A 26,792-nucleotide genomic window follows, 5' to 3' on the forward strand; every position below is an offset into this window, starting at 1 on the left:
TCCCTTTGATTCAGCTCATGAATCCGCTTGCGCGCCAATTCGATTGACTCTCTACGCGCCGTTAGCTTTATATTAGAACATATCATGAACAAATGAGCCAGCCGCTGGTTCTCTTTTTGAGAGCCATCGGCAATCACCTCTGAAGGAGCGGCGAGCATGAGCGGCGCACGGACAAGCGCGCTTGCGACCTTGCGCGGCCAGATCGAGCGTATCGAGACGGCGACGGTCGTGCATCCGCACGATCGCGTCGCACTCGGTCATAGCGAAGCCGACAACGCGCTGAAGGGCGGGCTCGCGCGCGCGGCGATCCACGAGGTGTTTTGTGAGGGACGGCAGGGGACGGCCGCGACCGGCTTCGTCATGGGGCTTGCCGGGCGCGTCTCGGCGCAGCGGCCGTTGCTGTGGGTACGGCAGGATTTCTTGGAGATAGAGGCAGGCGCGCTGTCGATGAGCGGGCTCGCCGAGCTCGGCCTCGATCCGCGCCGCGTGGTGATGGTGCGCGCCGCCGATGTCGAGAGCGCGCTGCGTACCTCGGCCGATGCGCTCGCTTGCGATGCGCTCGGCGCCGTCGTGCTCGAGCTCTGGGGCGAGACCAGGCAGTTCGATCTCGTGGCGAGCCGCAAGCTGACGCTGGCCGCGCAAAGCTCCGGCGTCACCGGCCTGATGCTGCGGATGGCGGCGCAGCCGCTGCCTTCGACCGCGGAGACCAGGTGGATGCTGCGCGCGGCGCATTCGCCGCCGGGATCGGTGTGGGACGCATGGGGCGCGCCGCGTTTCGATGCCGAACTCTTGCGTAATCGTCATGGCCCCTGCGGCCGGTGGATCATGGAATGGAATTGTGATGAGTGCCAGTTCAGTGAACCGTCGACGTATTCTCAGCCTGTGGCTGCCGCGCCTGCCCATCGACCGGATCCAGCGGTTCTTCAACAGCGCCGGGCTGGGTAAAACCAATAATGAGCCGAGCATCGTCGTCATCAAGGACAACAATGCGCTGGTGATCCATGCGCTGGACGAGGCTGCCGAGCGCCTCGGCCTGTACATCGGTCAGCCGCTGGCCAATGCGCGGGCGATGTGCCCGGACCTGAAAGTGTTCGATGCCGATGTCGCGGCCGATGCGAAGACGCTTAGCGACATCGCCGACTGGTGCGACCGCTTCACGCCGCTGGTCGCGCTCGACCCGCCGCATGGGCTGTTCCTCGACATCACCGGCTGTGCGCATCTGTTCGGCGGCGAGGCTGCGTTGCTGCAAGCGCTGGTTCGTGCGCTCGGCCGACAAGGCTTTGCCGTCAGCGCGGCAATCGCCGGCACCTCGGTCTGCGCGCGCACGCTGACGCGGCAGGCCACGGGCACCATCGTTGCCGATGGCGAAGAGGCGAGGGCGATCAGCCGGTTTCCGGTGTCCGCGCTCGGTGCGGACGAAGCCATCACCACCGGCCTGCGCCGCGCCGGCCTCAAGACCATCGGCGACGTCGCCGCGCGCTCGCCGAGCGAGATCACGGCGCGGTTCGGGGCGCGGTTCTCCACGCTGCTCGCACATGCGCTAGGGCAGGGCGATGCGCCGATCAACCCGCGAAAGCCGCTGCCCGATTACATCGTGGAGAAGCGTTTCGCCGAGCCGATCGCGACCGACACCATGATCGCAATGACGCTGTCGCGGCTGACGGACACGCTGATCGCGTCGATGGAGAAGCAGGGCAAGGGCGCGCGCCGGCTGGAAGCCGCGTTCTTCCGCACCGACGGCGTGGTGCGCGCGATCATGGTCGAGACCGGACGTCCGGTGACGCGAAGCGCGGTGATCGACCGGCTGTTTCGCGAGCGCCTCGACGCGCTCGCCGATCCGCTGGATCCCGGTTTCGGCTTCGACATGGTTCGCCTGTCGGCGAGCCGCACCGAGATCGTGGTGCAGGAGCAGCGCGATCTCGACGCCCATGTCCACGACAATGACGAGCTTGCCGCGCTGATCGACCGCATCGCCGCGCGCATCGGCGGAAAGCGCGTCGTCGTGCACCTGCCTGAGGATACCCATATCCCCGAATGCGCTGTGATGGCCGCGCCGGCGCAGCATCATCTCGCCGCCGCCATGCAGGCCGAATGGCCGGCACGGACCGAAAGCGAGCCGCCGCTGCGTCCCTTAAGGCTGTTCGACAAGCCGGAGCCGATCAAGGTGCCGTTCGCGGCCGTGCCGGATGGTCCGCCGCATCAGTTCACCTGGCGCCGCGCGCTGCATGCCGTGGTGCGGGTGGAAGGACCCGAGCGTATCGCGATGGAATGGTGGCGGCAGGACGGCAAGCAGCTGACGCGGGATTACTTTCGCATCGAGGACGCCGAGGGCCTGCGCTTCTGGATTTTTCGCGATGGACTTTACGAGGGGGAGGTGTTCGACGGCGACGGTGAGCCTGCTTCTCCCGGCTGGTATGTGCACGGTCTTTTCGCATGAATAGCCCCGCCTATGCCGAGATCGGCATCACCACGAACTTCTCCTTCCTGCGCGGCGGCTCGGATCCGCGAGCCTATGTGCATCAGGCGAGCAAGCTCGGCATTCCCGCGATCGGAATCGCCGACCACAACACGCTCGCCGGCGTGGTGCGGGCCTGGAATGAGCTCGACAATGACAAGGTGTTGCACAAGCCGAAACTGCTGATCGGTGCGCGCATCGTCTTCATCGACGGCACGCCCGACATTTTTGTCTACCCGCGCGACCGCGCCGCCTATGGCCGGCTGTGCCAGCTCCTGACCAAAGGCAAGCGCGGCGACGACATCACGCGGATCGAGAAGGGCGAGTGCCGTCTCACCTTCGCCGATCTCCTGGAATTTTCGGAAGGCCAGCTCCTGGTCCTGACGTTGCCGCATCGCTTCGAGCCGGCGCAGGCGCTGGATGTGCTTGCAAAACTAAAGGCGAGCCGCGCCGAAGGCGTGTGGCTGGCCGCGAGCTTGATCTATCGCGGCGACGACCGGCGCCGCCTGGCACGGCTCGATGACCTCGCCGCCGAAGCAAAAGTGCCGCTGCTCGCGACCAACGAGGTGCTTTATCACGATCCCGGTCGCCGTCCGCTTCAGGACGTGCTGACCTGCATTCGGGAAAAGACCACGATCGAGGCAGTCGGACGGAAGCTGGAAGCCAATGCCGAGCGGTTTCTGAAGACGCCCAGGGAGATGGCGCGGCTGTTCCGCGATATCCCCGAGGCGATCGCGGAGACCATGCGTTTTGCGGGGAAGATCGACTTCTCGCTCGACCAGCTCAAATACCAGTATCCGGACGAGCCGGTGCCGCCGGGCAAGACCGCGCAAGGGCATCTGGAGGATTTGACCTGGGCGGGCGTCGATAAATATTTTGGAGGTAAGATCGACGACAAGCTGCGCGCGACGTTGAACAAAGAGCTCGCGCTGATCGCCGAGCTGAAATACGCACATTATTTCCTCACCGTGCACGACATCGTGCACTACGCGCGCAGCCAGAACATTCTGTGCCAGGGGCGGGGATCGGCGGCGAATTCGGCGGTGTGCTACGTGCTCGGCATCACCTCGGTCGATCCGACCAAGGTCGATCTGCTGTTCGAGCGCTTCATCTCCAAGGAGCGGCTGGAGCCGCCCGACATCGACGTCGATTTCGAGCATTCGCGGCGCGAGGAGGTGATGCAATATGTCTATCGCCGCTACGGCCGCCACCGTGCCGCGATCATCGCAACGGTCATCCACTATCGCCCGCGCAGCGCCATCCGCGACGTCGGCAAGGCGCTGGGCCTGACCGAGGACGTCACTGCCGCGCTCGCCGACACCGTCTGGGGCAGCTGGGGCAAGGGTCTCAACGACATGCAGGTCAGGCAGGCCGGGCTCGATCCACAAAATCCCATGATCAACCTTGCTGTCGAGCTTGCGACCGAGCTGATCGAATTTCCGCGCCACCTGTCCCAGCACGTCGGCGGCTATGTGCTGACGCAGGACCGGCTCGACACCTATGTCCCGATCGGCAACGCGGCGATGGACGACCGCACTTTCATCGAATGGGACAAGGACGACGTCGACGCGCTCAACATGATGAAGGTCGACGTGCTCGCGCTGGGCATGCTGACCTGCATCCGGAAATGTTTTGATCTGATCGCAGACCACAAAGGCGAGCGTTTTGTGCTGGCGAGCGTTCCCCAGGACGACCCCAAGGTTTACGACATGCTGTGTGACGGGGAATCGCTCGGCGTGTTCCAGGTAGAGAGCCGCGCCCAGATGAACATGCTGCCGCGCCTGAAGCCGCGGATCTTCTACGATCTCGTCATCGAAGTTGCCATCGTGCGCCCGGGTCCGATCCAGGGCGACATGGTACATCCGTATTTGCGGCGGCGGAACGGGCTTGAGAAAGTGACCTATCCTTCACCATCGCCCGAGCATGGCCCCGCGGACGAGCTCTACAAGGTGCTGCACAAGACGAAGGGTGTGCCTCTGTTCCAGGAGCAGGCCATGCGCATCGCGATCGAGGCGGCAAAATTCACGTCCGAGGAAGCCAACGGCCTGCGCCGCTCGATGGCGACCTTCCGCAATGTCGGCACCATTGGCCAATACGAGGAGAAGCTGATCGGCAATATGGTCGCGCGCGGCTACGATGCCAACTTTGCCAGAAGCTGCTTTGACCAGATCAAGGGCTTCGGCTCCTACGGCTTCCCGGAGAGCCACGCCGCGAGCTTCGCCCAGCTCGTCTACATCTCGTCATGGCTGAAATATCATCACCCCGACGCCTTCTGCTGTGGCCTCCTGAACTCGCAGCCGATGGGCTTTTATGCGCCGGCACAGATCGTCAGCGATGCCCGCAAGAACGGCGTCGAGGTGCGCGATATCGACGTGTCCTATAGTTTTGCGCAGAACACGCTGGAGAATACTGACGGCAGGTATTGTGCCGTCCGCCTTGGCTTTCGCCAGATCGACGGCTTCCATTGGCTCGATCCCGATGAGGAGGTCCTCAAGAAGGAGCAGGCGAAGCGGCAAGGCAAAGTCTACGTCACTCAGGAGGACTGGGCCGACCGCATCATCGCCGCCCGTAACCGTCGCCCCTTCACCTCGCTGGAGGATTTCGCCCGCGACACCGGCCTGCCCAAGCGCGCGCTGATCCTGCTGGCCGATGCCGACGCGTTTCGCTCGCTCGGGCTCGACCGTCGCGAGGCGCTGTGGCAGGTGCGGCGGCTGCCCGACGACGTGCCGCTGCCGCTGTTCGAGGCGGCGACCGCGCGCGAGCAGCCGGACGAGCACGCGCAACCGCTGCCGGTGATGCCGCGTTCCGAGCAGGTGGTCGCGGACTACCAGACCATCCGGCTATCGCTGAAGGGGCACCCGATGGAATTCTTGCGCGAGATGTTTTCGCGCGAGCGCGTCGTCGCCTGCAAGGATGTCAGCCACGCGAACGAGCGGCGGCGCGTCCGCTGCGCCGGCGTGGTGCTGGTGCGGCAGCGGCCGGGCAGCGCCAGCGGCGTCGTGTTCATGACGCTGGAGGACGAAACCGGCATCGCCAATGTCGTGGTGTGGCCCAAGATCATGGAGCAGTACCGGAAAGAGGTGATGGGCGCGCGCCTCATCCTGGTCGAAGGCTATATCCAGAGCAGTCCCGAGAAGGTGACGCATCTCATCGCCCAGCGCATGATCGATCGCTCGCACGATCTGGTCGGCCTCGCCAACGACGCCCTGAGCCGCAAGCATCCGGTGCCGGCAGGTGCCACCGTGGTCGAGCCGCTTAACGAAGACCCTCGCGCGCTCACGGACATGCCGGCGCAAAAACACCGCCACCCCCGCAACGTCCGCATCCTGCCGCCATCGCGGGATTTTCATTGAGGGGTGGCGCGGAGTGCTGCCACGTACGGCTGCCGTAGGGTGGGCAAAGGCGCCTAAGCGCCGTGCCCACCTCCTTTTGCGGCTCGTCGCGAAGACGTGGGCACGCTTCCGCCTTCGCTCTTCGAGCTACGGCGGACAAGTCGCTTTGCCCACCCTACGAGTTTCACGCTCGCAATGACGAATCTGTTGAAGTAGCGTGCCCCACGCTCAGCCGTCATACCCCGCGAAAGCGGGGTATCCAGTACGCCGCGGCTTCTCGGCTCTAGCCGCGCCGTCTCTGGAATACTGGATCGCCCGATCAAGTCGGGCGATGACAGTGTGCCCTTCTAAAAATTCACCCGGTTCGAGATCGCGCCGTCCACGACGAGATTGGACCCCGTCGTAAACCCCGACACCGGGCTTGCCAGAAACACCGCGGCGCTCGCGATTTCCTGCGGCGTTGCCATCCGGCCGGTCGGATTGCGCTTCATCGCGTCGTTGTAACGCTCGGGCATGTTCTTCTCGACCATCTCCCAGACGCCGCCCTTGAAATAGACGGTGCCGGGCGACACCACATTCACGCGAATCTTCTTCTTCGCAAATTGCCGCGCCAGTCCCTTGGCCATGTGGATCAGCGCCGCCTTGATCGGGCCGTAGGAGCTGGCCGTGTCCGCCTGCGCCGCCGAGATCGAGGAGATGATGACGAAGGCGGCGTCGCCGCTCTTCTCGCCGCTGGCTTCAAGGAACGGCCGCGCGGCATCGAACGCGTGCACGGCGCCGAGCACGTCGAGCTGGAAATTCTGCTGCCAGGATGCGGCATCGTGGCCCTGCGCCATCGCGCCGGCATTGGAGAACAGCATGTCGATGCCGCCGAGCTCTTTTGCGGCACCTTCGATCCAGGATTTCAGCGCCGCGCCGTCGGTCACGTCGACCGGGCCGCCGGTGGCGTTGACGCCCTTCGCCTTCAGCTCGGCAACGGTGGTCGCGACCTGATCGGCATTGCGCGCGCACACCGCGACATTGGTGCCTTCCCCGGCGAGCGTCTCCGCAATCGCCCGCCCGATGCCGCGCGTGCCGCCGAGCACGATGGCGTTCTTGCCTTTGAGACCGAGATCCATTGTTGGGTTTCCTTTTTGTTGGTCGTGGAGAGTGTAGCCGCGTGCGCGGCATCGCCGCAAATCCCATTGTTCGACCGTCACCCTGAGGTGCCGGAGCGTAGCGGAGGCCTCGAAGAGCGACAGCCCGGCTGCCACCTCGGCCGTGCATCCTTCGAGGCTCGACTTGCGACGCGATGCATCGCAAGCCTCGCACCTCAGGATGACGGGATTAGCATTGGAGGACATGCCACCACTTTACGTCCTCACTCCGGCGCAGCGCCGACCGGCGGGCCGCCGGGCGGGCGGTGCAGGAAGGTCAGCGAGGCGTAGGCGCCGGCCCAGGAGCCGATCGCCGCGAAAGCGACATAGAACGCGTTTTCGGTGTAGCTGATCACGGCGTAGGAGGAGAGCATGTACCAGACCGCGCTCCAGTTCGCAGCTGACATGCGCTTGCGCGCGATTACAGCCGAGGTGAACATCACATAGACCGCGTCTGTGGCCGCCGTTGCGATGAACACGGCACCTGCGGTGAGAGGATCGATGGCGGCCATTGCATGTCCTTATATGCTAATAGGATGTTGAAAGCTAAAGGGAGAGAAGGGTCATGCAAAGCCCCGCCGACATTCTCAGGGATATCTGGACCTCCGCCGGCGGCGATGCGTCCGCGCTCGAACGTGTGCGCTTGACCGGAGAGGAGCCGCAGATTCCATCCTCCTTTCGTGTTGCTGTTGCCGGCCAAACCACGATTGCTGCGGCGGGCCTTGCAGCGGCCGAGATATGGAGACAACGCAGCGGCGAAACCCAAAACGTCTCCGTCGACATGCGCCACGCCGTCGCCGAATGTCGCTCCGAGCGCTATCTGCGCCTCGACGACAAGCCGCCGCCGCCGGCCTGGGACGCGATCGCCGGCGTCTACAGGACCGGCGATGGCCGCTTCGTCCGCTGCCACACCAATTTCCCGCATCACCGCGACGCCGTCTGCAAGGTGCTCGGCTGCGAGGCGGAGCGCGACAAGGTGCAGGCCGCGCTGATGCAGTGGAAGGGCGAGGATTTCGAGACTGCGGCTTACGCCGCGGGCGGCGTGGTCGCTCTGATGCGGAGCTACGACGAATGGTCGGCTCTGCCGCAGGCGCGCGCGCTCGCCGGGTTGCCGCTGCTCTCGATCGAGAAGATCGGCGAGGCCCCGCCAAAGCCGTGGCCAAAAGGCGATCGTCCGCTTGCGGGCCTGCGCGTGCTCGATCTCTCCCGCGTCATCGCGGGGCCCGTCGCCGGCCGCACGCTCGCTGCGCATGGTGCGGACGTTCTGCTGGTGTCAGGGCCGGAGCTGCCCGCCATTCCCTGGCTCACCATCGACACCGGCCGCGGCAAGCTCACCACGTTCGTCGAGTTGAAGGGCGAGACGGGCAGGGCGCAAATGCGCGAACTGTTGCGGAACGCCGACATCTTCTCGCAGGGCTATCGCCCGCGCGCGCTCGCCGCCCTCGGCTTTGCTCCCGAGGATGCAGCGCAGATCAATCCGGGCATCGTCTATGTGACGCTGTCGGCCTATGGCCACGCCGGCCCCTGGGCCGAGCGGCGCGGCTTCGATTCCCTCGTGCAGACCACGACCGGATTCAATCATGCCGAGGGACGTGCTGCCGGTCTCGATGGTCCCAAGGAATTGCCGGCACAGATGCTCGATCACGCCACCGGCTATCTGATGGCGTTCGGTGCGATGATGGCCAAAGCGCGTCAGGCGCGCGAAGGCGGCAGCTGGCACGTGCGTGTGTCGCTGGCGCAGACCGGGCGCTGGCTTTGGGATCTCCGCCGGCTCGATGGCGGACTGCATACCCCGGATCTTACGGGCGAAGCCGTACATACTGCGTTCATCGAGAGCATGCCATCTGGCTTCGGCATGTTGAAGGCGGTGCGCCATGCGGCGATGCTGTCGAAGACGCCGGCGCAATGGAGCCGCCCGGCAATGCCGCTCGGCAGTCATCCGGCACAGTGGCCGGCGCGAAGCTGACGTGAAGCTGACATGTCGCGAAATTTTAACGCAAACCGAAAGGCGCGCAGCGTTTTTTAGGTTGTTTGGAATTGCAATTCGGCACTATTAGCGCAACCGATAAGGCAGGCATCTGCCGAGATCGTCGCAGACACGACCGGGCTCCATGGTAGTTGAAAATACCAAGCGATTGCAGGTGTTTACAAAACAACGGGTGATCACATCCGTAGTTTTACTAGCTCTTGCCGGCGTTGGGGCCTACGGCTTTCGCTACGTCGGCGCCAAAGAAAAGAAGCACTCCGAGATCTCCAGCCAGTCGCGCAGGAATGCGCAGAATTTCACGCCGACGCCGTCGGAATGGGCGACGCTGACGATCGAGCCGGTCAAGGCCAAGGCCTTCCGCGCCGAATATGTCACCGAAGGCAAGGTCGCCGTCGACGAGGACCGCTCGACACCGGTGTTCTCGCCCTATGCCGGCCGCGTCACCAAGCTGCTGGCCAAGCCGGGTGAGATGCTGAAGCAGGGCCAACCGCTGTTCACGATCGAGGCCGCCGACACCGTGCAGGCCCAGAACGATTTCATCGCGGCGATGACCTCGCAGAACAAGGCGAAGTCGGCGCTCGAGCTCTCCGACATCCAGTTCAAGCGCGCCAAGGACCTCTATGAGGGCCATGCCATTCCGCTGAAGGATTATCAGCAGGCCGAAGCGACCCAGGTTCAGGCGCGCAACGACATGCGCTCGTCGGAGACTGCGCTGGAAGCCGCGCGCAACAAGCTGCGCATCCTCGGCTTCACCGACGAGACCATCAAGGCGTTCCAGGACAAGGGCGTGATCAATCGGGAAGTCACGATCTATTCGCCGATCGCCGGCACGGTCGTGCAGCGCAAGATCGGCCCGGGCCAGTACGTCAATTCCGGCGCCAGCGATCCGGTCTTCGTGGTCGGCGATCTCTCCACGGTCTGGCTCACCGCCTTCGTGCGCGAGAGCGATGCGGCCGCGATCTGCATCGGGCAGGACATCACGGTCAACGTGATGGCGCTGCCGGGCCGCCCCCTGACCGCCAAGATCAATTACGTTGCTGCCGCGATCGACCCCAACACCCGCCGCCTGCAGGTTCGCGCCACCATCGACAACAAGGACGGGCTGCTCAAGCCCGAGATGTTCGCAAACGTCACGATTTATTCGGCCGGCGATCGCGCAGCGCCCGCTGTGCCGAAGCAGGCGTTGATCTACGAGGCCGACAAGGTCCGCATCTGGGTCGCGCGCGAGGACAAGTCGGTCGAGCTGCGCCAGATCAAGATCGGCCTCATCAACGGCAACCTCGTCGAGGTCACCAGCAATCTGAAGCCCGGCGAGCAGATCGTCACCAAAGGCAGCCTGTTCATCGACCGCGCGGCGTCCGGCAGCTGATCGACGACCCAAAAAATTGCAGACAAACTGAAGCTTGAATGGATCGTCTCGTCGCCCTTGCCGTCAACCGGCGCTTCCTGATGGTCGGGATGTTCGTCGCCGTGCTGATCGGCGGCGTCATCGCCTTCAACCAGCTCAACATCGAGGCCTATCCCGATCCGACCCCGCCGATGGTCGACATCGTGACGCAGAGCCCGGGGCTGTCGGCGGAGGAGATCGAGCGCTACATCACGATCCCGATCGAGACCCAGGTCGCAGGCCTGAAGAACATCACGACCATCCGCACCATCTCGCTCTATGGTCTCTCCGACGTCAAAATCCAATTCTCCTTCGCCTATACTTACGAAGAGGCGTTGCAGCAGGTGCTGAACCGCCTGGCGCAGCTGGCGCCGCTGCCGGGCAACGTGCAGCCGCAGATCTCGCCGCTTAGCCCGATCGGCGAGATCTTCCGCTACCGTCTCGTGGGTCCGCCGAACTACAGCGTGCTCGATCTCAAGACCATCCAGGACTGGATCCTGCAGCGCCGCTTCCGCGCCGTGCCGGGGGTCATCGACGTCACGGGGTGGGGCGGCAAGAGCAAGACCTATGAGCTCCAGGTCGACTTCAATAAGCTGGTCGCCAACGGTCTGACGCTGCCGCAATTGCTCCAGGCGGTCGGCAATTCCAACGTCAATGTCGGCGGCAACACCGTGAATATCGGCCAGCAATCGGCCGTGGTGCGCGGCGTCGGCCTGATCCGCTCGATCGACGATCTCGCCAATACCATGGTGGCGCAGACCGGCGGCAATCCGGTGCTGGTCAAGGACGTCGCCACCGTCACCGTCGGTCAGAAGCCGCGCCTCGGCATTGCCGGACTCGACGAGTCCGACGACATCGTGCAGGGCATCGTCCTGATGCGCCGCGGCGAGCAGAGCTCGCCGACCATCAAGCGGGTCCATCAGCTCGTTCAGCAGATCAACAATTCCAGCATCCTGCCGCCCGGCGTGCGCATCGAGCGCATCTACGACCGCGGCGATCTGATCGAGCTCACCACCCACACCGTGCTGCACAATATGGTGGTCGGCATTCTCTTGATCGTGCTGCTGCAGTGGATGTTCCTCGGCGATCTGCGCAGCGCGCTGATCGTCGGCGCCACCATTCCGTTCGCGCTGTTCTTCGCCGTCATCATCCTGGTGCTGCGCGGGGAATCGGCCAATTTGCTCTCGGTCGGCGCGATCGATTTCGGCCTGATCGTCGATGCCACCGTCATCATGGTGGAGGCGATCTTCCGCCGTCTGACCCAGACGACGCCGATGTCCGAGACCGAGCATATGTCCCATGAGACGCTGTTCGGCATGAAGAGCCACGCCATCCTCAGCGCGGCCGCCGACGTCTCGCGCTCGATCTTCTTCGCCGCGGCGATCATCATCGCGGCCTTCCTGCCGCTGTTCACGCTGTCCGGCGTCGAGGGCAACATCTTCGGGCCGATGGCCCGCACCTACGCCTATGCGCTGGCCGGCGGGCTGCTAGCGACCTTCACCGTCACGCCGGCGCTGTCCGCGATCATCCTGCCCGCGCATGTCGAGGAAACCGAGACCAGGGTGATGCGGATCCTGCACCGGTTGTATTCGCCGTTGCTGCGATGGGCGGTCGCCAACCGCAACATCGTGCTCGGCGGTGCGGTCGGCCTCGTGCTGATGACGGTGGCGCTCAGCCGGCTGCTCGGCCTCGAATTCCTGCCGAAGCTGGAAGAGGGCAATCTCTGGATTCGCGCCACGCTGCCGCCGACCATCTCGCTGCAGGAAGGCAACAGCTACGTCAACGAGATGCGCAAGGTGATCCGCGCCCGGCCCGAAGTCGAGTCCGTCGTGTCGCAGCACGGCCGTCCCGACGACGGCACGGACGCAGCCGGCTTCTTCAATGCCGAGTTCTTCGCGCCGCTCAAGCCGATCAGCCAGTGGCCCGGCACCCGCGACAAGGAAGAGCTGACCGCGCAATTGCTCAAGCAGCTCGACGATCGCTTCCCGGGCGTCGAGTTCAACTTCTCGCAATATCTCCAGGACAACGTCTCCGAGGCCGTGTCCGGCGTGAAGGGCGAAAACTCGATCAAGCTGTTCGGCAGCGACCTTCAGGCGCTCACCGACACCGCCAACAAGATCAAGTCGGTGCTGGCCACGGTGCAGGGCGTCACCGACCTTGCGGTGTTCACCTCGCTCGGGCAGCCGACCGTCCAGATCGACATCGACCGCGCCAAGGCCGCGCGCTACGGCCTTGCGCCGGGCGACATCAACGCCACGATCAAGGTCGCGATCGGCGGCGACACGGCGGGCGATCTCTACGAGTCCGGCTCCGATCGCCACTTCCCGATCATCGTCCGCCTCGCGCCGGAATACCGCCGCAGTGCCGAGGCGATCCAGAATTTGCGCATCGGCGCACCCGGGCCGAACGGCACCGTCACGCAGATTCCCCTGAGCGAGGTCGCCACCATCAGCCTCGTCTCGGGCGCGGCCTACATCTATCGCGAGCAGCAGGAGCGCTATCTGCCGATCAAGTTCTCGGTGCGCGAGCGCGACCTCGGCAGTGCGATCCGCGAGGCGCAGCAGAAGATTGCCGAGCAGGTGCAGCTGCCGCCGGGCTCGCACATGGATTGGGTCGGCGAGTTCGGCAATCTCCAGGACGCGATCCGGCGGTTGTCGATCGTGGTGCCGATCTCGCTGGCGCTGATCGGCGTGCTGCTCTGGTTCAATTTCGGCTCGATGACCGACACGCTGCTCGCGATGAGCGTGATCCCGATGGCGATCTTCGGCGGCGTGCTGGGCCTGTTGATTACCGGCACTGCGTTCAGCGTCTCCGCAGCGATCGGGTTCATCGCGCTGTTCGGCATCGCCGTGATGGACGGCATCATCATTCTGTCGCAGTTCAACCAGCTCATCGAAGAGGGCATGGACCGCGCGAGCGCGGTGGTGCGCACCGGTGAGTTGCAGCTCCGGCCGGTGCTGATGACCTGCGTCGTCGCCGGCGTCGGGCTGCTGCCGGCGGCGCTGTCCGAGGGCATCGGCTCGCAGGTGCAGAAGCCGCTCGCGGTCGTCGTCGTCACCGGCATGATGCTGGCGCCGGTCGTGATCCTCGTGACCTTGCCGGTCCTGATCTCGTTCTTCTCGCGCCGCGCGCGCTGACCGTCAAAATCCGTAGAGTCGTGCCGGGTTGTCGACCAGGATCTTCTTGCGCACGTCGGCATCCGGTGCCCACACCGGAAGCTGGTTGAGCAGGCGGCCGTCGTCGATCTGATAGAGCGGCGCGATGTCGGTGGCTTTGCGTCCCTCGACACGGCTCGAATCCGGATGCGGCCAGTCGGTGCCCCAGACGACGCGATCCGGGTTGGCCGCGATCAGCGCCTGCGCGAACGGCACCATGTCCTGATAATCCGGCGCGAGCTTGGACGAGCGATAGGCGCCGGAGATCTTCACATAGGCCTTGCCGGACTTCACCAGCGCAGCGAGATCGGAGAAACCCGGCTGCTCCAGGCCGAGCGAAGCTTCCAGCCCGCCGAAATGGTCGAACACGACAGGTACCGGCGCCGTCTCGACGAGGTCCTTGATCGCCGAGATCATAGGAAGCGTGGTGTAGAGCTGCACGTGCCAGCCGCGCGCCTTCATGCGCTCGATGGCGGTGGTGAAGCGTGACCTGCCGACATTGGGATCGTTGACGCCGCCGGTTGCGAGATTGAGGCGCATGCCGCGGAAACCGTCCGCCTGCATCGCATCGAGCTGTGCCTCGGTCGTCTTGTCGTCGATCACGGCGACGCCGCGCGCATTGGCGCCGCGTGCCTTCATGCCGAACAAGGTCGACGAATTGTCGGTGCCGTAGACGCTGGGGGTGACGATCACCACGCGCTCGATATGCAGCGCCTTGTGCAGTGCAGCCATTTCTTCGGGGCTTGCCGGCTCGGGCGTGTAGACGCGCCCGGCGAAGAACGGAAACTTCTCGACGTCGCCATGAATATGAGTGTGGCAGTCGCAGGCATGCGCGGGGACGTCGAAACTGACCGGCGTCGCAGGCTGCGCCGCGCGGGCGTGGGCTCTGTTGGTCATGGCTACTCCGGCGGCGAGGGAGGCAAGCAGGACGCTGCGTCGATTAAGCACGGTTTCTCTCCCTGGTTGTTTTATTTGGTAGTGTGCCGGGACGGTACCACGTCAGCCGGATCGAAGCTGCGCTTCGTTGCATAGCTGCTCGACAATGTCCGCAAGCAGACGTGAGCCGTCCACGCGCACGACCGGGCAGGGCAGGCCCGCGAGCCATGCTTCATGCTTGGCGAGACTGCGACCTTCGCGGTCACCGGCCTCGTAATGCGAAGCCCATTCGACGAAGGCTTCGGTCTGCTCATGACGCCAGCCGCCCGGTGCGACGGCATCAGCACCGAAATGCGCGGCCTCGCGGGCGCGCAACCGCGTCAACCGTAGTTCGCGGGGCGTGACCACGAAGACCACGAGGTCGAAATACGCGACAAGTTCGTCGCCCCAGCCGGTGGCGGTTCCGCTCAAGACCCAGTCGTGCCGCGGTAGGAACATCTCGCGCATCAGGCGTAGCCGATCCGCGGCCGGGCGCGTCGTCTGGTAGGGCGGCGCGGTCGGCAGCCAGAAATAGTCGTCGCTATCGTGATGCGGCAGCGCAAGTCGGCCGGCGAGCGCCCGGCCGAGCGTCGTCACGCCGGAGCCCGAAGCGCCCGTCAGATGGATGCGGCGGCTTTTCATGGGCACCGGCCCGATAGATTGAAACTACTGCCCCGACGGCGTGCGCAGCCCGTGCCAGGCGTCGCGGACCTGGTGGTAGTGAACCTCGGGCAGATAATCCGGCGTGTTCAGGCTCAGCGTCTTGACGTCGAGATGGCCGATGGCGCTGAGCAGCGTGTAGGAGGCGATGACGCGATCGCGGTTGGCGCCGATCAGGCGGGCCTTGGCCTGGATTAGATCGGCCTGCGAGTTCAAGACGTCGACCGTGGTGCGTTGTCCGCCGGCGGCCTCGCGCTGCACGCCCTGGAGCGCGACGGTCGCAGCCTTCACTTCGGATTCCGAGGCCGACACGGTGATCTTGGCGCCTTCATTGGCGACCCAGGCGCTCACTGCCGCCGTGCGTGCCTGGTTGCGGACCTGGTCGAGCACGAGCCGGCTCTGCGCCGTGATCTCCTTGGCCTGCCGGGTCTGCGCGGCGGCCTGGCCGCCGTCGTAGATCGGCGCGGTGACATTGGCGACGATCGAGGCCTGGTCCTCGGCGAAGGTGCCGAGCGTCGGGTCGTTGTTGCGGCTCTTGCTGGCGCTGCCCTGGATGGTGGCGCTCGGCAGCAATGAGCCTTCGGCGATGCGGATGTTGGTGGAGGCGACATCGACGTCGAAGCTGGCGGCCATCACCGCCGGGTGCTGGCGGATTGCCATCGTCATGGCGTCTTCGCGGCTCTTCGGCAGATAGCGATCGACGGCCTCGGCGGGGCGAAGCTGCGATGGTGCATTGCCGATCACTTGCGCATAGGTCGCCTGGCTGACGGCAAGCGCGACCTCGGCGGCGTTGAGATCGGCAAGGCCGCGGTTGAGGCGCGCTTCGGCCTGCGCGCTGTCGGTCGGCGTGACATCGCCGGCGTTGAGACGGCGCTGGGTGACCGAGAGCGTCTCGCGCAGGAAGGCGACGTTGGAACGCTGCGCCTCGACCAGCGACTGGTTGGCGAGCACGTTGGTGTAGGCGGTGACCGCGTCGAGCAGCACGCCCTGGCCGACATTGCGCAGCGCCTCGCGGCCCGACTGCACCTGGAGCTCGGCGGCCCGCACGTTGTTGGCGGTGCGGAAGCCGTTGAACAGGGTCTGCGTCACGGTGACGCCGATGATCCATGGCTTCAAATTGCCGGTCTGGATCGTGTTGTCGGGCAGCAGATTGCGCACCGATTGCAGGCCGGCGCTGAGGCTCGCCACGATCTGCGGCCGGTAACCGGCGAGGGCCTGCGGCACGTTCTCGTCCGTGGCGCGTTGTCGCGCACGTTCGGCATTGAGCTGTGGATTGGTCTGGTAGGCCTTGGCGAGCGCCTCCGGCAGGGCTTCGGCCCAGGCGACGGAGGGCAGGGCGCAACACAGCGCCAGCGTGGTCCATGTCGCAAGTACAGGACCCACGCCCGATCGATGCCGCGTCAACTCGCGACCAGCTCTGGCGGTACGCCCAATCATGTATTCCCGCTTAACCTCGGCTGTCCGCCCCCGCCGACGGTGGCCTCTTAACTGTTTAACCAGCCGAGGTCCCGCAGGCAAACTGCCGCGGGCGAAACCCCCATGAAATCCGTGCTTGTTGCAGCTTCGTCACAGGGTTTCACGGGAACGCGGCCGAGCCTTACACCAGCCTGACCCGTTCCCTGACGTTACCGGTTCTTGTTCACCGGCTTGCGCTTCTCGATGAACGCCGCCATGCCCTCGGAGCGGTCCTCCAGCGCGAAGGTCGAGTGGAACAGGTTGCGCTCGACGCTCATGCCCTCGGCGAGCGTGGTCTCGAAGGCGCGGTTCACGGCTTCCTTGGCCATCGCGGCCGCAGGGCGCGACATCGCGGCGATCTTCTCGGCCGCCGCCATCACTTCGTCCATCAGCTTGTCAGCGGGCACGATGCGGCTGACGAGCCCGCTTCGCTCGGCTTCCGCCGCATCCATCATGCGGCCGGTGAGGCAGAGGTCCATCGCCTTGGACTTGCCGATCGCGCGTGTCAGGCGCTGGGTCCCGCCGATGCCGGGAATGGTGCCGAGCGTGATCTCGGGCTGGCCGAACTTTGCGGTGTCGGCGGCGATGATGAAATCGCACATCATGGCGAGCTCGCAGCCGCCGCCGAGCGCATAACCGGCAACCGCGGCAATCGTCGGCTTGCGGCACCGCGCGATCCGGTCGCCGCCGATCGCGGCGAAATCCTCGGAGAACATGTCGATGAAGCCTTTCGGCTGCATCTCCTTGATGTCGGCGCCGGCGGCAAAGGCCTTCTCGCTGCCGGTCACGACGATGCAGCCGATGGCGTCATCGGCCTCGAGATCGTCGACGGCAGCTGCGATCTCGCGGAAGACGCCGAAGGAAAGCGCGTTGAGCAGCTTCGGCCGATTCAGCTTGATGATGCCGACCGCGCCTTTGCTTTCGACGATGATGTGTTCGAACGTGCTCATGCTCCACCCACGCTTTTGATTGGGCAGGCAATGTGCCCGCTGGCGCGGTGAGCTTCAAGGGGCTAACGGCCGCCGGAACACGCAGCGAAATGCGCGTTCCGGGGAGGTTTCTCAGGCCAGGATCGGGCCCGCAATCACGCCATGAACATGCGCGCGGCGGACGCCAGCGTCAGCAGCGTGCCGACGCCGATGAAGATCTTGCCGATCAGGGAGCTCTGGTCCCAGGCAGAGCTTTGCTGGGCGCTTGCCATCACCGGTGCCGGCCGGGGCTGGGCCTCGGTTGCGGCAATCACCGCCTTCTGCGCCGGCGGGTTGTCCTGTTGCGCAGCGCGGTCGATGTCGTTGAGCTGATCGGGCGCGACGACCTGGCTCTCGGCGTTCGCGGCACTGGTATTATCGGCCGCTGCCTGGACATTGGTGTTGGCGCGGTCCGTCATCGCCGAGGCCGCTGCCGCAGTCGGGGTGTCGGTGGTGGCGACCTGCGCATTGGCGTTGGCGACCGCCGGCGGCATCTGGCTCGAGGCCGGGACGCTACCATCGGCCGTGTTGTCGGCCGCCTTGTTGTCGGACTTGGCCTCGTCGGCCTGGGCCGGAGCGGCGGTCTTGTCGTCGGATTTCTGTGCTGTCTTGCCGCTGGTGGTGGTGCGGCGTGACTCATGGCGCCGGTGCTTGCTCGGCTTGGCCGCGTCGGCCTGCTTGCCCGCGCTGTCCGAATTGCTTGTGGTTGAGCTTGGGGCCGCCTGTGCAAGGCCTCCGAACAGCAACAATAGGCCGGCCAGAACGATCAGGGCCGCGCGCCCGCTGGCTTTCATCATGGTGATGATCTCCCCAATTCCGCCCGTCCCGGAAACGAACAGAGACCCCGGGGCGTGACCACAGCGGGGCAGAAAATGGGAATCTTCGGGCTACACCGGGCAAAACCGGGGCAGACCGGACCCCATGAAGCCAGCCGCCGGGTGCGGGACGGGCCGATCGGTGTTATGAGCCGTCGCAGACGTTTACGGCCGGATCGGTCGCGAGGTCCGGGGCATATCACGAATTCGTGATCTCGTCGGACCCGCGTAACAAATTGAACGGACGGCCGAATTGCATGGTGAGGGGCGCGCGTGCGCGGACGTGAGGACGAATGGACCGGCCTGATGCGGTCGGCCATGGCTGGCGATGATGCGGCCTATCATCGCCTGTTGAGGGCGGTCACGCCGGTGCTGCGTGCTGCCGCGAGGCGAGGCCTGGCACGGGCAGGCCAGCCTCCCGACCAGGCCGAGGATATCGTGCAGGAGATTCTGTTGGCGGTGCATCTGAAGCGGCACACTTGGGACAGCGAAGCCCCCTTCGCGCCCTGGCTGTTTGCCATCGGCCGCAACAAGCTGATCGACGCGCTGCGCCGGCGCGGCAGGCGCGTCTTCGTCAATATCGACGATTTCGCCGAAACCCTGCCGGGCGAGGCGCCCGAGGAAACGGCCTCCGCGGGCGAGGTCGCGGCCCAGCTCAACACCCTGCCGCAGCGCCAGCGCGACGTGCTGCAGTCGATCGCGGTCGAGAGCGCCTCGATCAAGGATACGGCGGCGAAGTTTTCGATGAGCGAGGGTGCCGTGCGGGTCGCGCTGCATCGCGGACTTGCGGCGCTGACGACCAAACTGCGGGATCAGTAGTCATGGACACCGATCAACTCATCCGTTCGCTCGCAGCCGACAACGCCCATCGGGCGCCGCGCGTCGGCACCGTGCTGACCACGGCGCTCCTGCTGGCCGCGCCCTTGTCGATCCTGATCTTCGCGACGTTCCTCGGCGTGCGTCACGACGTGATGAGCGCGATGCACAATCCGTTCTTCGACATGAAATTCGCGGTGACGCTGTCGCTCGCGATTCCCGCCATCATCGTCAGCCTGCATCTGTCGCGTCCGGAAGCCCTGCTGCGCGGCTGGGGCTGGCTGCTGCTGCTTCCCGTCGGACTGCTCGCGGTCGCGATCGGCAGTGAGGCGATGATGGCGCCGGCCATGCCGATGACGATGCGCTTGATGGGCAAGAACTCAAGGGTGTGCCTGGTCGCAATTCCGGCGATGTCGCTGCCGCTGCTTGCGGGGGCGCTGTTCGGCCTGCGCCATGGCGCGCCGTCGCGGCCGGCGCTTGCCGGAGCGCTCGCCGGCCTGGTGTCGGCCGGCCTTGCCGCGACTCTCTATGCCTCGCACTGCACTGACGATTCGCCGCTGTTCGTCGCGACCTGGTACACGCTCGCGACCGCGCTGGTGACCGCGATCGGCGCGGCGGTCGGGGCGAGGGTTTTGCGTTACTAGCGCGCCGACCTCACGCCGCCGGCGTCGTGCCCAGCTGCATGCGGTGGAAGCGCAGCACCTGCTGCGCGGTCGAGCTGCGCAGCGCCTCGTAAACGTCGCGCAGCGTCAGCATGTCGGTCTGCGAGCCGCCGGAGAGCTTCTCGCGCATGGCGATGATGGCGCGCACGCTTGGCCAGGACATGCCCGCGACCTTGGCGAGGATCATCACGCCCTCGGTGCGGCTTTCGATCATCATGGTCTCGGCGGTCTCGACCGCGACGCCCGCGAGCGCCGCGAGCCCCGCATTGGTTTCGTCGAACTTGCCCTGCTCGGCGAAACTGGTGATCTGGAATTCGTTGAGACGGCCGTCCTCGTGCAGCGACCTCACCAGCGCGCGCGCCATCTCGGTCTGCTTCGTCATGGCGGCGGCGCGGACCCTCTGGGCCACTTCCTGCACCACGCTCGACACCTCGTCCATGAGTTCCGGATGCGCGGCCTCGAGCTTCCTGCGCACGCTCAAGGACGCCTTCGCGACCAGCTTCAAATAGTGATGGCGCGGCAGGTCCGGCCGCAGCCCGATGCAAGTGGCGAGGTCGTCGTCGCGCTCGGCGCGGATGACGAGATCGGTGAGGCTTCCCTCGGAGAGCCGCGCGCCCGGATTGCTGACGGTCGATTGCACCACGTCCTCGTCGCCGCGCGTCACCAGCACGTCGGTCAGCGCTTCCGACAGCACCCGCCGCAGCGAGATCGCCTTGAGATGCGCCTGACCTCGCGTGCGCGCGATCTCGATCAGGGTCGTCTCGTCGAGCCGTTCCGATTTCGACAGCACGGGGCCGGAGACCTCGATGACCTCGTCGAGCGCGAGCGTGCGCATGATTTTCGGCGGCGCGGCCGCAATCGGTGCGAGGCGGTCGGCGAGCAGCGCCTTGGCCGACGTTTCGATCTGCTCGATCAGGCACTGGAATACGTCGTCGAACACGCGGATGTGGTCGTCGGAATAATCCACCGCGTTGCCCACGAACAGATCGGTGACGCGGCGCAGCGTCTTGACCCGGCGCGCGACGGTGCCGTGCGAGAGTGCAGCCTGCAGTTCCTCGAGCAAATTTTCGGATGTTTTTGCGGATCTGGATCTCATGGCCCTGTCCTGGAGCGCTCGGTCCGGCGGCGGCTTCTGTCGCAGCGGGAAGAAATGGATTGGTCAGCTCGTTGCAATGCGATTGCGCCCTTGCGCCTTGGCGGAATAGAGCGCGCGATCGGCGCGCGCGAGAAACGTATCGGCAGTATCGACGTCGCGCAGCGTCACGACGCCCGCGGAAATGGTCACGCGCAAATTCAGGGAGAATGCGCTCCAGTCGAGATCGGCGACGATGCCGCGCAAGCGCTCGAGCGTGCGCTGTGCGGCCTCGCCCGTTGTGTCCGGCAGCAGCAGGAGGAATTCCTCGCCGCCGTAGCGGCCGAAGCAGTCGGCCGGCCGGATGTTGGCGAACATGGTGATCGCGAAAGTGCGCAGCACCTCGTCGCCGACGGGATGGCCGTGGGCGTCGTTGATGCGTTTGAACCAGTCGAGATCGATCAGCGCGATCGCGCAGGGCGTCGATGCCTGCCGCGACTTTTCGATCTCGGAGTCGAGAAGCCGCATGATGCAGCGGCGATTGTAGGAGCCGGTGAGTTCGTCGAGCTCGGCCAGCTCCTCGATGCGCTGATAGGCGGCCTTCAGCTCGATGCTGCGCCGGTACAGGATCTTGCGCAGCGTGGCGCCGAACAGGCCGAGGAAGGCGCACTGGCCGATCACCAGCACGAAACAGAGCATCGAGGCGGTTCGCTCCAGCCGGGTCGCAACCGGCAGCCCGATCGGCAGGTCCGAGCCCAGGAAGACCAAAGCGAGCCCGCAGGTGGCGAGGCCCCAGGTCACCATCGCCTGGCTCGAGGTCATCCGCAGCGTGCCAAACGCGAAGATCAGGAACAGCACGGCGAGGAAAGCGACCCCGGCCGTCGGCACGGCGAGCAGGAACAGCAGCTGCAGCGCCATATGCGCCGAGATCTGGAAGACGGTGAGGTAATGATCCTCAAACCGGTCGCCGAAGCCGGCTTCCGACAGCACGGTGAACGTACCGATGATCAGGAGGCCGCCGAGCCAGAACAGCGACGGAACGGCCATGGAGACCGTGCCGCCATAGGCGTAGAGCAGCAGGACCGAGGCGCCGAGCGAATAGCTCGCCACCTGGCCGATATACATCTGGCGGCGCTGCCGGGCTCGGCGCGCCAGCACTTCAGAAGCCGCCGCCTCGGGCGTGAGCACGAGATCCGCGACCTCAGCGGCATTCCTCTCGGGAAAGGACGTCGCGGCCGTGCTCATGGTCCCGCCAATGGTGATGTCAGCGTAAAAATCTACGTGGCAAGCCTTTAGGTTTGGTATCCTTTGAAACCGAATCCGAACCATGCAGCGCGGAACAAGGTGCTAGGCTGCTGGCGGGGAAATTTTGCCGGCGATCAGGCATCCGTTTGCGATGCGATCGAGCCTAAGCCGGGCTTGGCGAGACATATGTCGTGCAGGGTTGCTATGGAACCGAACGAGGCCGGGCCGCCTGTGCCGGACAGGCATTCCGCAGGGAAGTATCGCAGTATTATGTTACCGATCTGGATGAAGACGGCCGATGGCCGGAGGTGGGACAAGAAAAATACGCGTATGTGGGGTAGGTCACATAGGCGACCGTACGACTGCGGTAGATTGAACAATTTTGCGCCCCCGGTCGAACCGTCCGCCGCGCCGACCCGACCAACTTTGCGAGACGGGCATTGAGCGTGACACAGGCGGCTTCGGACGAGGTCCTGATCGCCAGGATCGCCCAAGGTGACCGGCTCGCCATGCAGGTGCTGTACGGGCGGCACCATGTCAGGGTCTACAGGTTCGGGCTGAGGCTCGTGCGGGACGAGCAGGCGGCGGAAGACCTCATCAGCGAGGTATTTCTCGACGTCTGGCGTCAAGCCGGCAAGTTCGAGGGCCGATCCGCCGTTTCTACCTGGCTACTGGCAATCACCCGTTTCAAGGCCCTGTCTGCGCTCCGGCGCAGGAAGGATTTCGAACTGGACGAAGACGCCGCCAACGCGATCGAGGATACGTCCGACAATCCGGAAACGGTGGTGCAGAAAAAGGATACCAGTGAAGCGTTGCGGGAGTGTCTGACGGGCCTCTCGCCGGACCATCGGGAAATCGTCGATCTCGTCTACTACCACGAGAAGTCCGTGGAAGAGGTGGCCGAAATCGTCGGAATACCGGAAAACACTGTGAAGACGCGCTTGTTCTATGCGCGCAAGAAACTGGCCGAACTGCTGAAGGCAGCCGGCGTTGAGCGAGGCTGGCCATGATGGCTTTGAGCAAGAAGATGCTGGAGCAAGAGCCCAGTGAAATTGAACTGCTGCTGCCGTGGCACGCGGCCGGCACGCTGAACGCGCGCGATGCGCGGCGGGTCGAGGATGCGCTGGCGCGCGATCCCGAGCTTGCCAGGCAATATGCCGCAATCCGCGGCGAGTATGAAGAGACCATTCATCTGAACGAGAGCTTGGGGGCTCCGTCGGCGCGCGCGCTGCAGAAGCTGTTCGCCGCGATCGACGCCGAGCCGGCGCGGGCGAGCGGCTCGCTGCCGCTGTCGGCGCGCATCTCGACCTTCTTCGCGAGCCTGTCGCCGCGCACGCTGGCCTGGTCGGCGAGCCTTGGCGCCATCGCGCTGATGCTGCAAGCCGGAATCATCGGCGCCGTGCTGATGAAGAACCAGCCCGCGACCTTCCAGACCGCTTCGCTCTCGACCAGCGGTCCGATCACTCGCGAACTCGGCACCACCGTTCCGCCGGCGCGCGCGCTGGTGCGCTTCACGCCCGAGGCCCGCGTTGCCGACATCACCGCGCTGCTCGACAGCTACCAGGCCTCGATCATCGGCGATGCCAAGGGCGGCATGTTCCGTCTCCAGTTCGACAAGGCGATGAGCCAGGACGAGCTCGCCTCGCTGCTCGGCAAGATGCAGCGCGAGAAGTTCGTCAACCTCGCCGTCGCGGCGCCTTGAGCGCGCCGCTGATCCGATGACAGGCAAGTCCGAGAGCAGGGTGCGCGCCGGGGCCTACGCTTCATCGGTCGGCGCCGCGCTTCTGATCGCCGCCTGTCTCGGCGTCGAGGTTGCGCAGGCGCAGGCGATCATGCGCACGCCGACGATCAGCGTGCCCACGCGAACGCCGACCATCTCTCCGAGCATCGCCCCGCGCATCGGTCCGACCATCTCGGCCAGGGCGGTGTCCGTCGACCGCGGCCCGCGGACGATGGCGACCATTCCCCACACCACGACGTCGCGCCTGCGGCCGACGACGACGGTGCTGCCCTATGCGCGCTACTCGCCGAACCTGTATCCGGCCTGTACCGCGCCCTATCGCGATGCCGACGGCGAATGCCTGGCGCAGCCGAATGCCGGCGGCGGTGGCTCGGGCAAAGCCGCCAAGAAGAGCGCCGGCAAGGGCCGCGGCAACGCCACGCCGGCCGCCGCCAATCTTCGCAGCTTCGCCAACGAATTCGTGGCCGAGATCGACGGCACATTGTCGCCCGGTGATGCCGACGCGTTGGCCCGCCGGCACGGCTTGACGCGGATCTCGTCGGAGAGCTTCCCGCTGATCGGGGCTACGTTCGGTCTGTTCCGCATCACGGATGGCCGGCCGTACGAGACGGTGCGGCGCGAATTCGCGGCCGACGGCAGCGTGCGCTCGGTCCAGGCGAACTTCCGCTATGTGCTGCAGGACCAGAAATCGCCGCCCCCGACCGAAGGCGATCCTGCGCAATATGCACTGACAAAGCTCCGCTTGCCGCAGGCGCATACGCTGGCGCACGGCGCCAACGTCACGGTTGCCGTGATCGACTCCGGCATCGACACCAGGCATCCCGAGCTCGCCAATTCCGTCGCCGACAATTTCGATGCACTCGGCAGCGCGGAGGGGCCGCACGTCCACGGCACCGGCATCGCCGGCGCCATCGTGGCGCATGACCGGCTGATGGGCAGCGCCCCCCAGGCGCGCATCATCGCGATCCGTGCCTTCGGTGGCAGCAATGGCGGCGCCGAGAGCTCGTCCTACATCATCCTGCGGTCGCTGAATTACGCCGCCGAGCACGGCGCGCAGATCGTCAATATGAGCTTTGCCGGTCCGAAGGATGCGGTGATCGAGCGCGCCATCGCGGCGACCGCCGCGCGCGGCCTCGTGCTGATCGCCGCCGCCGGCAATGCCGGCGCAAAATCGCCGCCGCTCTATCCGGCCGCCAATCCGAACGTGATCGCGGTCAGCGCGACCGACCAGCAGGACAGGCTGTTCACCGCGTCCAACCGCGGCAATTACATTGCCGTCGCGGCGCCCGGGGTCGACATCTTCCTGCCGGCGCCGGACGGCAAGTACCAGATGGCATCGGGAACCTCGTTCTCGGCCGCCTATGTGTCAGGCGTCGCGGCGTTGCTGCTCGAGCGCAATTACACCTTGAAGCCGGAAGCGCTGCGCGTGACGCTGGCGAAGACCGCGCGCGACCTCGGCTCCCCCGGGCGTGACGAGCTTTTCGGCGACGGCCAGACCGATGCGTTTGCCGCGGTCATGGCTGTTCCCGCCGACGGCGCGACGCCGGTTGCGGCTGCGTCCGGTACAACAAAACGTGAAGATGCCGGCAAGCGTCGCGACGAGCCTGGCACCCGCGCGATCGAACAACCTTCGTTGTCGAGTGCGGACGATAAATCCACGATTTCTCAGGCGGATAGGCCGGCGACGCGATAGCGGCTGCGACAAAGATGCGCGCGGGCCGAAGGTCAAAAAATCGAACCCCGCATTGAACGTTCAGCCAGCTGCCACGACCAAATTATGTGGGAGCGGTCATCCCTCCCCATCAGTCATATCAGGCGCGAGCGCCCATCCACCCCAAGCGCCCATATGGCTTGACCCGTCCGGTTGTCCCCCCGGACGGGTCTTTTCTTTTCGGCATCCGATTCTTCGAAGCCTCGCGTCGTTCAGCTTGCGGTTGATGGGACGCCGCCATGTTCGAGTCGGCTGTTCGCCCGGCGCGTCGCACCTCCGCTATGCTTGTGCGAGGCTTGACTCGAAAACACAGCAAATCTCCGCACGACTACGGTGATTGACGACGAATGCCGTGTCGTTGCTGGACAAGTCAAAACTTTTCCACAAAATATTCATGTCGCGTCTAAATTGATTCGTGTGCGTTGCGTCCTCCGCGTCCGTGTTTTCCCCTGACGGGCTGGTTCATGACACATCGCCAAGAGTCTAGCTGCACGTCCGATTGGGCGTCTGCGCGTGCTGTGGTTGCTGGCCGCGACGTCGCGGCGCGCTGGTGCGCTCTCGCCGAGCAGCGGCTGCAACATCTCTCCGAAATGTTCGAGACCGGCCGCTGGCGCCGTTATCACTCCGAGATCGCATTCCTCGAAAACATCCAGGAAGCCAAGCGCGCGGTCCAGACCTGGCGCGCGCTCGCGACCGGTGGGGACGTCGCCGAGGCGGCCGCGAGCGTGACGCCGGCATTCGGCTGGTCGCCGGCGACCATGCCCCGCGTGTTTCCGCGCGAGCAACAGGCGCAGATCGTGCAGCCCAAGACCCTACAGCCAAAGGCCGTCAACATCGCCCCAGAGACCGCCGTGCCGGTCAGGCTCGATCCGAAGCCGGACGTTCTCGCCGAGATCACCGAAGCCCCGATCGCGCCGCTCGCCGCGCCCGCAGCCTCCGCTGCGATGGCGTCGTTTATCGCGCCTGCCGAGATGCCGCCGCTCAAGGCTCCCGCGGCGAGGGCGCCGCTGACCGCACCTGCCGTGAGGTCACCGCTCGCCGTGCCCGCCGCAATGGCGCCGCGCGCGGCGCCTGAAGTGAGGCCGCCACTCGCGGTTCCTGCCGCGAAGCCGCCGACGGCTGCGCCTGCTGCAATGGCATCGCTCCTGCCGCAGTTCACCCCGCCGGCCGAGGAAATCGTCGCAGCCCCCGAGCGCGTCGTCGAATTCACCTTCAGCCTCGACGGCCTCGAAGCCAAGTACCCGCTGCTCAGGAACGCGTTCTAGCGTCTGGCGGCCAGA

The 26,792-nt window shown here is 65.4% G+C and carries 21 protein-coding genes; 12 read left to right on the plus strand and 9 right to left on the minus strand.

Annotation, left to right across the window (positions count from 1 at the left end):
* The first annotated feature begins 156 nt into the window (after positions 1-156).
* From GGD65_RS28655 to GGD65_RS28665, 3 genes are read left to right on the plus strand one after another with little or no spacing between them, the layout of a single operon-like run.
* Positions 157-945, plus strand: a complete 789-nt coding sequence (locus GGD65_RS28655; protein ID WP_183237366.1) for an ImuA family protein — start codon at positions 157-159, stop codon at positions 943-945.
* Complete coding sequence (locus GGD65_RS28660) at positions 842-2,437, plus strand: DNA polymerase Y family protein (RefSeq protein WP_183237367.1); 1,596 nt, start codon at positions 842-844, stop codon at positions 2,435-2,437. The genes GGD65_RS28655 and GGD65_RS28660 overlap by 104 nt, the downstream gene beginning before the upstream one ends.
* Entirely contained in the window at positions 2,434-5,808 is a 3,375-nt protein-coding gene (locus GGD65_RS28665; protein ID WP_183237368.1) for an error-prone DNA polymerase, read from the plus strand. The genes GGD65_RS28660 and GGD65_RS28665 overlap by 4 nt, the downstream gene beginning before the upstream one ends.
* Before the next feature lie 326 nt (positions 5,809-6,134).
* Here GGD65_RS28665 and GGD65_RS28670 read toward each other — a convergent pair whose 3' ends face one another.
* Complete coding sequence (locus tag GGD65_RS28670; RefSeq protein ID WP_183237369.1) at positions 6,135-6,905, minus strand: SDR family NAD(P)-dependent oxidoreductase; 771 nt, start codon at positions 6,903-6,905, stop codon at positions 6,135-6,137.
* Positions 6,906-7,147: 242 nt separating this feature from the next.
* Positions 7,148-7,435, minus strand: a complete 288-nt coding sequence (locus GGD65_RS28675) for a hypothetical protein (RefSeq protein ID WP_028146977.1) — start codon at positions 7,433-7,435, stop codon at positions 7,148-7,150.
* A gap of 53 nt (positions 7,436-7,488) precedes the next feature.
* Here GGD65_RS28675 and GGD65_RS28680 point away from each other — a divergent pair, with 53 nt between their 5' ends.
* From GGD65_RS28680 to GGD65_RS28690, 3 genes are all read left to right on the plus strand, one after another.
* Complete coding sequence (locus GGD65_RS28680; RefSeq protein WP_183237370.1) at positions 7,489-8,889, plus strand: CoA transferase; 1,401 nt, start codon at positions 7,489-7,491, stop codon at positions 8,887-8,889.
* Between the two features lie 145 nt (positions 8,890-9,034).
* A complete protein-coding gene (locus GGD65_RS28685) occupies positions 9,035-10,279 on the plus strand; it encodes an efflux RND transporter periplasmic adaptor subunit (protein ID WP_183237371.1) in 1,245 nt (414 codons plus the stop codon).
* Between the two features lie 38 nt (positions 10,280-10,317).
* On the plus strand, positions 10,318-13,434 hold the full coding sequence (locus GGD65_RS28690) for an efflux RND transporter permease subunit (protein ID WP_179734002.1): 3,117 nt from the start codon (positions 10,318-10,320) through the stop codon (positions 13,432-13,434).
* A gap of 3 nt (positions 13,435-13,437) precedes the next feature.
* Here the strand turns inward: GGD65_RS28690 and GGD65_RS28695 are convergent, their stop codons facing one another.
* The 5 genes from GGD65_RS28695 to GGD65_RS28715 form a co-directional block, all read right to left on the minus strand.
* The gene (locus GGD65_RS28695; protein ID WP_183237372.1) at positions 13,438-14,400 is read right to left on the minus strand and encodes an amidohydrolase family protein; all 963 of its coding nucleotides are present in this window, start codon (positions 14,398-14,400) and stop codon (positions 13,438-13,440) included.
* A 51-nt stretch (positions 14,401-14,451) separates the two neighbouring features.
* A complete protein-coding gene (locus GGD65_RS28700) occupies positions 14,452-15,009 on the minus strand; it encodes a hypothetical protein (protein WP_183237373.1) in 558 nt (185 codons plus the stop codon).
* Positions 15,010-15,033: 24 nt separating this feature from the next.
* Positions 15,034-16,464: a TolC family outer membrane protein gene (locus tag GGD65_RS28705; RefSeq protein ID WP_179734008.1), complete on the minus strand. Its 1,431-nt coding sequence runs from the start codon at positions 16,462-16,464 to the stop codon at positions 15,034-15,036.
* Between the two features lie 188 nt (positions 16,465-16,652).
* Entirely contained in the window at positions 16,653-17,432 is a 780-nt protein-coding gene (locus tag GGD65_RS28710; RefSeq protein ID WP_183237374.1) for an enoyl-CoA hydratase, read from the minus strand.
* A 134-nt stretch (positions 17,433-17,566) separates the two neighbouring features.
* A complete protein-coding gene (locus GGD65_RS28715) occupies positions 17,567-18,247 on the minus strand; it encodes a hypothetical protein (protein ID WP_183237375.1) in 681 nt (226 codons plus the stop codon).
* A gap of 291 nt (positions 18,248-18,538) precedes the next feature.
* Between GGD65_RS28715 and GGD65_RS28720 the strand changes: the two genes are divergently transcribed.
* A complete protein-coding gene (locus GGD65_RS28720; protein WP_092256690.1) occupies positions 18,539-19,084 on the plus strand; it encodes a sigma-70 family RNA polymerase sigma factor in 546 nt (181 codons plus the stop codon).
* Positions 19,085-19,086: 2 nt separating this feature from the next.
* Entirely contained in the window at positions 19,087-19,725 is a 639-nt protein-coding gene (locus GGD65_RS28725; RefSeq protein ID WP_183237376.1) for an NrsF family protein, read from the plus strand.
* A 10-nt stretch (positions 19,726-19,735) separates the two neighbouring features.
* On the opposite strand, the gene GGD65_RS28730 is transcribed toward GGD65_RS28725, so the two are convergent.
* On the minus strand, positions 19,736-20,839 hold the full coding sequence (locus GGD65_RS28730; RefSeq protein ID WP_183237377.1) for a DUF2336 domain-containing protein: 1,104 nt from the start codon (positions 20,837-20,839) through the stop codon (positions 19,736-19,738).
* 63 nt (positions 20,840-20,902) lie between these two features.
* Positions 20,903-22,060 (minus strand): GGDEF domain-containing protein, encoded by a 1,158-nt coding sequence (locus GGD65_RS28735; protein WP_183237378.1) that lies wholly within the window; start codon positions 22,058-22,060, stop codon positions 20,903-20,905.
* 440 nt (positions 22,061-22,500) lie between these two features.
* Between GGD65_RS28735 and GGD65_RS28740 the strand changes: the two genes are divergently transcribed.
* The 4 genes from GGD65_RS28740 (at position 22,501) to GGD65_RS28755 (ending at position 26,777) form a co-directional block, all read left to right on the plus strand.
* Positions 22,501-23,070: a sigma-70 family RNA polymerase sigma factor gene (locus tag GGD65_RS28740; protein ID WP_018315733.1), complete on the plus strand. Its 570-nt coding sequence runs from the start codon at positions 22,501-22,503 to the stop codon at positions 23,068-23,070.
* Positions 23,067-23,762, plus strand: a complete 696-nt coding sequence (locus GGD65_RS28745; RefSeq protein WP_018315734.1) for a hypothetical protein — start codon at positions 23,067-23,069, stop codon at positions 23,760-23,762. Before GGD65_RS28740 ends, GGD65_RS28745 begins: the two co-directional genes overlap by 4 nt.
* Before the next feature lie 16 nt (positions 23,763-23,778).
* Complete coding sequence (locus GGD65_RS28750; RefSeq protein WP_018315735.1) at positions 23,779-25,494, plus strand: S8 family serine peptidase; 1,716 nt, start codon at positions 23,779-23,781, stop codon at positions 25,492-25,494.
* 536 nt (positions 25,495-26,030) lie between these two features.
* On the plus strand, positions 26,031-26,777 hold the full coding sequence (locus GGD65_RS28755; RefSeq protein WP_183237442.1) for a TIGR03809 family protein: 747 nt from the start codon (positions 26,031-26,033) through the stop codon (positions 26,775-26,777).
* The last annotated feature ends 15 nt before the right edge of the window (positions 26,778-26,792 follow it).

Source organism: Bradyrhizobium sp. CIR18 (genome assembly GCF_014198295.1).
Taxonomy (GTDB): Bacteria; Pseudomonadota; Alphaproteobacteria; order Rhizobiales; family Xanthobacteraceae; genus Bradyrhizobium.

Excerpts from the sequence above, each read along its gene's own strand:
- GGD65_RS28655 (WP_183237366.1), top strand. The coding sequence starts at position 157 with ATGAGCGGCGCACGGACAAGCGCGCTTGCGACCTTGCGCGGCCAGATC.
- GGD65_RS28660 (WP_183237367.1), top strand. The coding sequence starts at position 842 with ATGAGTGCCAGTTCAGTGAACCGTCGACGTATTCTCAGCCTGTGGCTG.
- GGD65_RS28665 (WP_183237368.1), top strand. The coding sequence starts at position 2,434 with ATGAATAGCCCCGCCTATGCCGAGATCGGCATCACCACGAACTTCTCC.
- GGD65_RS28670 (WP_183237369.1), bottom strand. The coding sequence starts at position 6,905 with ATGGATCTCGGTCTCAAAGGCAAGAACGCCATCGTGCTCGGCGGCACG.
- GGD65_RS28675 (WP_028146977.1), bottom strand. The coding sequence starts at position 7,435 with ATGGCCGCCATCGATCCTCTCACCGCAGGTGCCGTGTTCATCGCAACG.
- GGD65_RS28680 (WP_183237370.1), top strand. The coding sequence starts at position 7,489 with ATGCAAAGCCCCGCCGACATTCTCAGGGATATCTGGACCTCCGCCGGC.
- GGD65_RS28685 (WP_183237371.1), top strand. The coding sequence starts at position 9,035 with ATGGTAGTTGAAAATACCAAGCGATTGCAGGTGTTTACAAAACAACGG.
- GGD65_RS28690 (WP_179734002.1), top strand. The coding sequence starts at position 10,318 with ATGGATCGTCTCGTCGCCCTTGCCGTCAACCGGCGCTTCCTGATGGTC.
- GGD65_RS28700 (WP_183237373.1), bottom strand. The coding sequence starts at position 15,009 with ATGAAAAGCCGCCGCATCCATCTGACGGGCGCTTCGGGCTCCGGCGTG.
- GGD65_RS28705 (WP_179734008.1), bottom strand. The coding sequence starts at position 16,464 with ATGATTGGGCGTACCGCCAGAGCTGGTCGCGAGTTGACGCGGCATCGA.
- GGD65_RS28710 (WP_183237374.1), bottom strand. The coding sequence starts at position 17,432 with ATGAGCACGTTCGAACACATCATCGTCGAAAGCAAAGGCGCGGTCGGC.
- GGD65_RS28715 (WP_183237375.1), bottom strand. The coding sequence starts at position 18,247 with ATGATGAAAGCCAGCGGGCGCGCGGCCCTGATCGTTCTGGCCGGCCTA.
- GGD65_RS28725 (WP_183237376.1), top strand. The coding sequence starts at position 19,087 with ATGGACACCGATCAACTCATCCGTTCGCTCGCAGCCGACAACGCCCAT.
- GGD65_RS28730 (WP_183237377.1), bottom strand. The coding sequence starts at position 20,839 with ATGAGATCCAGATCCGCAAAAACATCCGAAAATTTGCTCGAGGAACTG.
- GGD65_RS28735 (WP_183237378.1), bottom strand. The coding sequence starts at position 22,060 with ATGAGCACGGCCGCGACGTCCTTTCCCGAGAGGAATGCCGCTGAGGTC.
- GGD65_RS28745 (WP_018315734.1), top strand. The coding sequence starts at position 23,067 with ATGATGGCTTTGAGCAAGAAGATGCTGGAGCAAGAGCCCAGTGAAATT.
- GGD65_RS28750 (WP_018315735.1), top strand. The coding sequence starts at position 23,779 with ATGACAGGCAAGTCCGAGAGCAGGGTGCGCGCCGGGGCCTACGCTTCA.